General features: G+C 49.6%; 8 protein-coding genes and 3 tRNA genes. 8 read left to right on the top strand and 3 right to left on the bottom strand.

Features of this window, described 5'->3' with window-relative positions:
- Positions 1 to 107: 107 nt before the first annotated feature.
- The 7 genes from GPK49_RS06430 to lepB all read left to right on the top strand — a co-directional run bounded on the left by GPK49_RS06430 (position 108) and on the right by lepB (position 4,301).
- A tRNA-Trp gene (locus tag GPK49_RS06430) sits at positions 108 to 183 on the top strand.
- Positions 184 to 220: 37 nt separating this feature from the next.
- Positions 221 to 294: transfer RNA gene (locus GPK49_RS06425), tRNA-Asp, on the top strand.
- A gap of 6 nt (positions 295 to 300) precedes the next feature.
- Positions 301 to 373, top strand: a tRNA-Val gene (locus GPK49_RS06420).
- Between the two features lie 101 nt (positions 374 to 474).
- Entirely contained in the window at positions 475 to 654 is a 180-nt protein-coding gene (locus GPK49_RS06415) for a DUF6472 family protein (RefSeq protein ID WP_016406614.1), read from the top strand.
- Between the two features lie 159 nt (positions 655 to 813).
- A complete protein-coding gene (pfkB, locus tag GPK49_RS06410; protein WP_016406613.1) occupies positions 814 to 1,740 on the top strand; it encodes a 1-phosphofructokinase in 927 nt (308 codons plus the stop codon).
- A 17-nt stretch (positions 1,741 to 1,757) separates the two neighbouring features.
- Positions 1,758 to 3,638 carry a PTS fructose transporter subunit IIABC gene (locus tag GPK49_RS06405; protein ID WP_215677066.1) on the top strand — a complete coding sequence of 627 codons (1,881 nt, stop codon included), beginning with the start codon at positions 1,758 to 1,760 and terminating at the stop codon, positions 3,636 to 3,638.
- A gap of 165 nt (positions 3,639 to 3,803) precedes the next feature.
- The gene (gene lepB / locus GPK49_RS06400) at positions 3,804 to 4,301 is read left to right on the top strand and encodes a signal peptidase I (RefSeq protein ID WP_118581191.1); all 498 of its coding nucleotides are present in this window, start codon (positions 3,804 to 3,806) and stop codon (positions 4,299 to 4,301) included.
- A 63-nt stretch (positions 4,302 to 4,364) separates the two neighbouring features.
- On the opposite strand, the gene GPK49_RS06395 is transcribed toward lepB, so the two are convergent.
- On the bottom strand, positions 4,365 to 5,018 hold the full coding sequence (locus tag GPK49_RS06395; RefSeq protein ID WP_215677065.1) for a LysR family transcriptional regulator substrate-binding protein: 654 nt from the start codon (positions 5,016 to 5,018) through the stop codon (positions 4,365 to 4,367).
- Between GPK49_RS06395 and GPK49_RS06390 the strand changes: the two genes are divergently transcribed.
- The gene (locus GPK49_RS06390; RefSeq protein WP_215677064.1) at positions 5,008 to 5,184 is read left to right on the top strand and encodes a hypothetical protein; all 177 of its coding nucleotides are present in this window, start codon (positions 5,008 to 5,010) and stop codon (positions 5,182 to 5,184) included. The genes GPK49_RS06395 and GPK49_RS06390 overlap by 11 nt on opposite strands.
- Before the next feature lie 61 nt (positions 5,185 to 5,245).
- On the opposite strand, the gene GPK49_RS06385 is transcribed toward GPK49_RS06390, so the two are convergent.
- A complete protein-coding gene (locus tag GPK49_RS06385) occupies positions 5,246 to 6,028 on the bottom strand; it encodes a hypothetical protein (protein ID WP_215677063.1) in 783 nt (260 codons plus the stop codon).
- Positions 6,025 to 6,564, bottom strand: a complete 540-nt coding sequence (locus tag GPK49_RS06380) for an RNA polymerase sigma factor (protein WP_215677062.1) — start codon at positions 6,562 to 6,564, stop codon at positions 6,025 to 6,027. The genes GPK49_RS06385 and GPK49_RS06380 overlap by 4 nt, the downstream gene beginning before the upstream one ends.
- Between the last annotated feature and the right edge of the window lie 136 nt (positions 6,565 to 6,700).

The following is a 6,700-nucleotide window of genomic DNA, read 5'->3' as shown; positions in this document are numbered from 1 at the left end:
CAATACTAATAGATCGAGGGCTTGACCAAAAAAAGATTACTCAAGGATTGCTAAGTTTGTATTCAGTTTTGAAGGTGTAATCCCACCCAAGTGGGAGGCCGTTATACAGGGGTATAGTTCAGCTGGTAGAGCGTTGGTCTCCAAAACCAAATGTCGAGGGTTCGAATCCTTCTGCCCCTGCCATTTTTTTAAAAGAAAAACGATTCGCTATTTTTAATATGGCTCAGTAGCTCAGTTGGTTAGAGCGCCGGCCTGTCACGCCGGAGGTCGTGGGTTCGAGCCCCATCTGAGTCGTTTTGTGGAAGTTTAGCTCAGCTGGGAGAGCATCTGCCTTACAAGCAGAGGGTCACAGGTTCGAGCCCTGTAACTTCCACTTTTTTTATGCAAAAAAGTATCCCTCCTGCGAAATGCGGTGAGGGTCTTTTTATTGCGAACAGCGAGGAAAAATACAGAAAGAGGAACGGGGGAAATTCTATGCAGTCAAATTGCGAAACCTGTATGTATTTTGGATATGACGAGGAATTTGAGGAATATTTCTGCGAAGTGAATCTGGATGAGGATGAAATGGAAAAATTTCTCACGGACAGCTTTCAAGGCGGCTGTCCCTATTACCGTTTGGAGGATGAATACCGGACGGTGCGTAAGCAGATGTAAAGAAAGGGTCGAAACAATCAAAATTGTTTCGACCCTTTTTTCGGTATAACGTGAAAAAGTAGGGAAATGCAGCTACGAATCAGCGGATGGATTGATAATTCTGTAAAATCCGGATATACTAACAACAATTTACGAAGCTTACGAAACGGAGGGATGACTTTGATTTATACGGTAACGGTGAATCCTTCGGTGGATTATGTGGTGCAACTGGGCGAATTTCACCTAGGGATGGTAAACCGTGCGCTGAATGAGGCGGTTTTTTCGGGCGGCAAGGGTATCAACGTCGCTATGATTTTGCAGAATCTAGGTGTAAGTAATCGTGCGCTGGGATTTCTGGCAGGCTTTACGGGTGATTTTATTGAGAAGGATTTGCGACGGCGCGGCTGTCGGACGGATTTTGTCCGTTTGGAAAAGGGTTTCAGCCGTATCAATGTGAAGCTGAAGGGGCAGGAAGGCAGCGAAATCAACGGCAGTGGCCCTGCGGTAGATCAGGCGGCGGTGCAGGCGCTTTTTGAGAAGATAAGCACCCTGCAGAAAGGAGATATTCTGATTATTTCGGGCAGCGTACCGCTCTCGCTGCCACAGGATTTTTATGAAAGAATCCTGGATTTATTGAAGGGGCGTGAGATTGATACGGTTGTGGATGCGACGGGGGAGGCGCTGCTGAAAACTCTGCGGTATGAGCCGTTTCTTATTAAGCCGAACCTTCAGGAATTGGAGGAGCTGGCGGAAAGACGTTTATTCACGCGCGAGGAAATCATTGCACAGGGAAAACGCCTGCAGGAGATGGGGGCGAAAAATGTGCTGATTTCTCTGGCGGCGGAGGGGGCAATCCTTCTGACGGCGGAGGGGGAGATTTTATTCGGCGAAGCCCCGAGAGGAAAGCTAGTCAATGCTGTTGGAGCGGGGGACTCTATGGTGGGCGGCTTTGTGGCAGGATGGGTGAAAACGGGCAACTACTGTGAGGCGCTACAATGGGGTGTTGCGGCAGGCAGTGCGAGTGCATTCTGTGAAACCTTGGCAACGGGGGAAGAAATTCGGAGATTATATGACGAAACCATCAATATCATTCGTGAGGAATGTTAAGAAAGGATGTATTTTCGATGAGAATTTCGGAGTTGTTGCAAAAAGAAAGCATTGCTCTTGGCAGAAAGCCACAGGATAAGGCGGATGCCATCGGGCAGATGGTGGAGCTGCTGGCGAAAAGCGGCAGTTTAGAGGATAAAAAGAAATTCAAGCAGGCAATTTTAGAGAGAGAACGCCTTTCTACCACAGGCATCGGTGAGGGCATTGCCATTCCACATGGCAAAAGCAGTGCGGTGAAACGGGCGGCGTTGGCGGCGATGGTTGTGCCACAGGGCGTGGATTTCGCGAGTGCGGACGGTGCGCCGGTGCATTTATTATTTATGATTGCGGTGCCTGAGGAGGGGGCGGAGCTGCATCTGGAGGTATTGGAACGGCTTGCCGCCATGCTGATGGATGAGGATTTTCGCAAAAGGCTGACTGCGGCAAAGGATGCGGCAGAATTTCTGCATATTTTAAGCATAGAGGAGGAAAAACGCTTTGCGGAGACTGCGGAAAAGCAGGAATATGATTATGACGTTCTGGCGGTGACTGCCTGCCCGACGGGGATTGCGCATACCTTCATGGCGGCGGAAAGTCTGGAAAACAAGGCGCGCGAGATGGGCATTACCATTAAGGTGGAAACCAACGGGAGCGGCGGTGCGAAAAATGTGCTGACGGCGAAGGAAATCCGAGCGGCGAAGGGAATTATTGTTGCGGCGGATAAAAATGTGGAGATGCAGCGGTTTTATGGAAAAAGGGTCTTGCAGGTGCCTGTTGCGGACGGGATTCGCAAGCCGGAGGTGCTGCTTGGGAAGATTTTGCAGGGCGAAGCACCTGTTTACGGCGAGGGTAAGGATGTGGAAATGGCGGACGGCAGAGAGGAAGTCCGCGGCAGAGGGAAGAAGGTCTATCGTGATCTGATGAACGGCGTTTCGCACATGCTTCCGTTTGTCATCGGCGGCGGTATTCTGATTGCGGTTGCGTTCCTTTTGGATGATTACAGCCTGAATCCTGCCAATTTCGGCTCCAACCTGCCGCAGGCTGCCTTTTTCAAGGCAATCGGGGATGCGGCGTTTGGCTTTATGCTCCCGATTCTGGCAGGCTATATCGCGATGGGGATTGCAGACCGACCTGCGCTTGCACCCGGCTTTGTGGGCGGCTTTCTGGCGAAGGAGGGCGGCAGTGGCTTTCTGGGGGCGCTTCTGGCAGGCTTTGCGGCAGGGTATCTGATTCTGCTGCTGAAGAAGCTCTTTGATAAGCTGCCGCGTTCTCTGGAGGGAATCAAGTCCATTCTGCTCTACCCTGTTTTCGGGATTCTCCTGATGGGGTTATTGATTCAGCTGATTATCAATCCGCCTGTGGCATGGCTGAATGAAGCGCTTTACGGGCTTCTGGCGCGGCTTGGCACCGGTAGCCGTGTACTGCTTGGGGTTCTTCTGGGTGGTATGATGAGCGTGGATATGGGCGGTCCGATCAATAAGGCGGCGTATGTATTCGGTACGGCATCTCTTGCGAGTAATGAATTTCAGATTATGGCGGCGGTTATGGCAGGCGGCATGGTGCCGCCGTTGGCGTTGGCACTGGCAGTATTCGCCTTCCGGGATAAATTCAGCGAAAAGGAACGGCAGTCCGGCGTGGCAAATCTGATTATGGGGGCATGCTTTATTACGGAGGGGGCGATTCCCTTTGCGGCAGCTGACCCTCTGCGCGTTCTGCCTGCCTGTATTATCGGCTCTGCGGTGGCAGGGGGATTGAGCATGTTTTTTGGCTGCGGACTGCGCGCACCGCATGGCGGCATTTTCGTTCTGCCCGTCATCAGTCATCCCTTCGGCTTTCTGGCAGCGGTTATTCTGGGGGCGCTGGTCGGGATGCTCCTGCTTGGCGTTTTGCGAAAAAGAATTGAGCCGAGCGAGTCATAACCGTAATTTTCCATCGGAAAGTCCCTTGCGTCTTTCGGCTGAATCTTTTATACTAATATAGAGAATTTTGGCGAATTTGTTTCAATCTGGGGGAAGCCCCAATCGTTTCCCTGCCCTTGGGCGGGGGTTACATAAAACAGCTTCGCCGCCGAAGGTTGTGAAGGAATGAACGTGCATTTACAAGAATGGGGAAAAGCCATCCTGCAGGCGGCTGTGATTATTGTGATTCTGTTTTTCTTCTGCTGGCCTATGCGGATTTCGGGCAGCTCCATGGAATCGACCATGAAGGATGGGGAAATCGTGCTGATGAGCCGCTTTGCGACGATGCAGGAAAAATATGAAACGGGCGATATTGTGATGTTCCATTATTATGATGCGGACGGGGGAAAAACGGTGGTAAAACGCATCATTGCCACAGAGGGCGACCACATCCGGATTCTGGCGGATGGCGGTGTGGAGGTGAACGGAGCAAGATTGCAGGAGGAATATATCCACGGCAGAACGGACGGTCTGGTGGATATGACTGTGCCGAGGGGAACGGTATTTGTGATGGGGGATAACCGTGGGGAAAGCTTTGACAGCCGCAACATGGGTGCAATTCCCTGTGAGGACTTGAAGGGGAAGGTGTTTTTCCGCCTGTTCCCTTTGGGAAGGATTCGGTAAACATAACATAAAAAGCATTGTCGGAGAAATGCTCCGGCAATGCTTTTTTGCACAGAAAAATTTTTAGCGATGGGGGAGATATTCCAGAAACCGTCTGACGGCAAGCGGAGCAGTTTTTCTGTCGCGCAGGGCAAGGACGATATCTCGATGGAAGGAGGGAACGGTTTCTCTTACCGCCACCTGATAGGGAATCCGCTTCAAAATCAGACGAGGCAGAAGGCTGACCCCAAGACCGCTTTCCGCAATGGAGAGAATGGCGTAATCATCCCAAGTAGTAAAACGGACATTGGGCGAAAGACCTTCTCTGCGGAAAAAATCGGCAATTTCGGCATTTTTGTCCTTCTCCAGCATCAGAAACGGCTCTTTGCAGAGGGCATCAAGAAAGATGCGCTCCGCCTGCGCTAAGGGGTGTGCTGTAGGGAGGGTAGCAAGAAAATCATCCCGTTCCAGAAAAATCGTATCCAAATCGGGACGGACGGGCAGGCAGAGAAAGCCGCAGTCTACCCGCCCTTCCTGAATCCATGCTTCAATTTCGCGATAATCCCCCAGAAGAAATTCATATTCGATATTGGGATAATCCTTCTGAAATTCCCTGATGATACTGGGGAGCCAATGTGTTGCAACACTGGAAAAGGTTCCGATGCGAATCAGCCCTGCGGTAAGCTCCTTTACATCCCCTGCCTGCTGCAAAAGAGACTGATAGGCATTGCAGAGCATTGCGGTTTTGGGCTATCTGGAGACGTTTTCGGCTGTGGTGCTTTCGGCAGTGCTGCTGCGGGAGGGGATGAGTCTCCTGCGGCTTCTGGGCGTGGGATGCATCTTAGGCGGCGCTATGCTTGCGGAGATGAGTGGGAAAAAGACAAGGTCCTCCTTTTCAGAATAAAAGAAGCGGTGAAACACTCCCTCGTTTCACCGCTTCTTTTTGTACAAGCCCCGTTTTCGACTTAAGCTACAAGTTCTTCCGCCATTTTTACAAGTTCATCTCCGCTCAGTTTGCCGTTAATCTGCAATAACTGATACTGCATGCCGTCCTTTACGAAGGTAGCACTCTGTATCTCGTTCAGTTCCACTTCCGCAGAGCCATAGCTGAATACCAGATCGCCGTTTGCTTTGGCAGCTTTATCTGCATCCGTCAGTTCATAATCGGCAGGAACAACCTTATTTGTGTAGCTGTAGTAGTAAATATCGGTATCTCCGACAGTTTTTGCGACACTGCCCTGCAATTCCGCCTGAGAATTGTATTTATCCTGTGCAAAGATAACAATGTCGCCGTCCTTTTCATAGTCAAAGGAAACGGATTTGAATTTTTCGATGGAATTGCCGTTTTCATCCGTCAGATTATTGTTGATGATGTTTCCATCCTGGAAGGCATAGCCGTTTGCAAAGTTGTCAATCAGAATGGGGGTATAGCCGATATCCTTCTTCACCTGCTGTGCTGTTGGCAGGGTTTTATAATCCGCGAAGGAAGAAGAGGAGCTGAACCAGTTGGATACCAGTCCGTTTGCGGCAAACGCCGTTACACTGAGCGCCAGTGTTGCAGCAAGGGCGATACATGCTGTTTTCTTTTTGGATTTCATAATGACAGTCTTCCTTTCTGTATATGCGGAATCGAGTGTCCGGTTGACATTCCGTTTGATTGCCTGTATATCAACGGCAAACGGACTGCAAACATCCCTGTTCTTTGGATTGATATTTAATTCTTCAAACAAGTCGTTTTTTTGCTTCATAACAGTCCCTCCGCATGTAATAAAATTTCTTTCAGTTTTCGTTTTCCTCTGGAAAGCTTGGTTTTTACGGTAGATGGGTTTACGCCGGTCGCCTTTGCGATTTCTCGGATTTTTTCACCGAATTTATAATACCGCACAAAGATTTCATTATCCGGTTCCCCTAAGCTCATAACGGCATCCCAGACAACACTGTCTGCTGTGTTCTCCTCCAAAACTGCGGCTTCGTCGGGAAGCTCAATTTCGTCAAGGCTGGTGTAGTCTCTCTGCTTATTTAATTTCTTTAATGCGAAGTTTCGGGCAACCGCGGCGAGGTAGGCACGCAGCGTACCCTTTTCCAAATCAATGGTATCTGCGTTCTTCCAGAGCGTTACAAACACATCTGATAGGATTTCCTCGATATCCTCCTTCGGCAGTCGGTTCCCGAGCATATTATAAAGAACCGTGCTGAGATAGGGGGTATAGACCTCGATTGCTTCGTCGATTGCATTTCTTTTTCTATTTTTGAGCCGCATGAGCAGCTTTTCTTCCTCTGCCATTTCAAACCTACTTTCTTTTGTAAGTGTAAAAGGATTTGTAAAGCGCCTTACACTCTTATATATCCCGAAAAGTCGAAAAAGGTTTCATTTCTGAAAAAATAGTTTTTTTATACCATAAGGCAAAAGAATGCTTTTC

The organism is Clostridium sp. MCC345 (assembly GCF_018785345.1).
GTDB classification, from domain to species: Bacteria; Bacillota; Clostridia; order Lachnospirales; family Anaerotignaceae; genus Anaerotignum_A; species Anaerotignum_A faecicola.
The sequence above is the reverse complement of the archived record's forward strand: the minus strand, read 5'-3'. Positions and strand labels throughout refer to the sequence as shown.

Coding starts and splice junctions, on each gene's coding strand:
- GPK49_RS06380 (WP_215677062.1), bottom strand. CDS start 6,564: ATGGCAGAGGAAGAAAAGCTGCTCATGCGGCTCAAAAATAGAAAAAGA.
- GPK49_RS06385 (WP_215677063.1), bottom strand. CDS start 6,028: ATGAAGCAAAAAAACGACTTGTTTGAAGAATTAAATATCAATCCAAAG.
- GPK49_RS06415 (WP_016406614.1), top strand. CDS start 475: ATGCAGTCAAATTGCGAAACCTGTATGTATTTTGGATATGACGAGGAA.
- GPK49_RS06405 (WP_215677066.1), top strand. CDS start 1,758: ATGAGAATTTCGGAGTTGTTGCAAAAAGAAAGCATTGCTCTTGGCAGA.
- GPK49_RS06395 (WP_215677065.1), bottom strand. CDS start 5,018: ATGCTCTGCAATGCCTATCAGTCTCTTTTGCAGCAGGCAGGGGATGTA.
- lepB (WP_118581191.1), top strand. CDS start 3,804: ATGAACGTGCATTTACAAGAATGGGGAAAAGCCATCCTGCAGGCGGCT.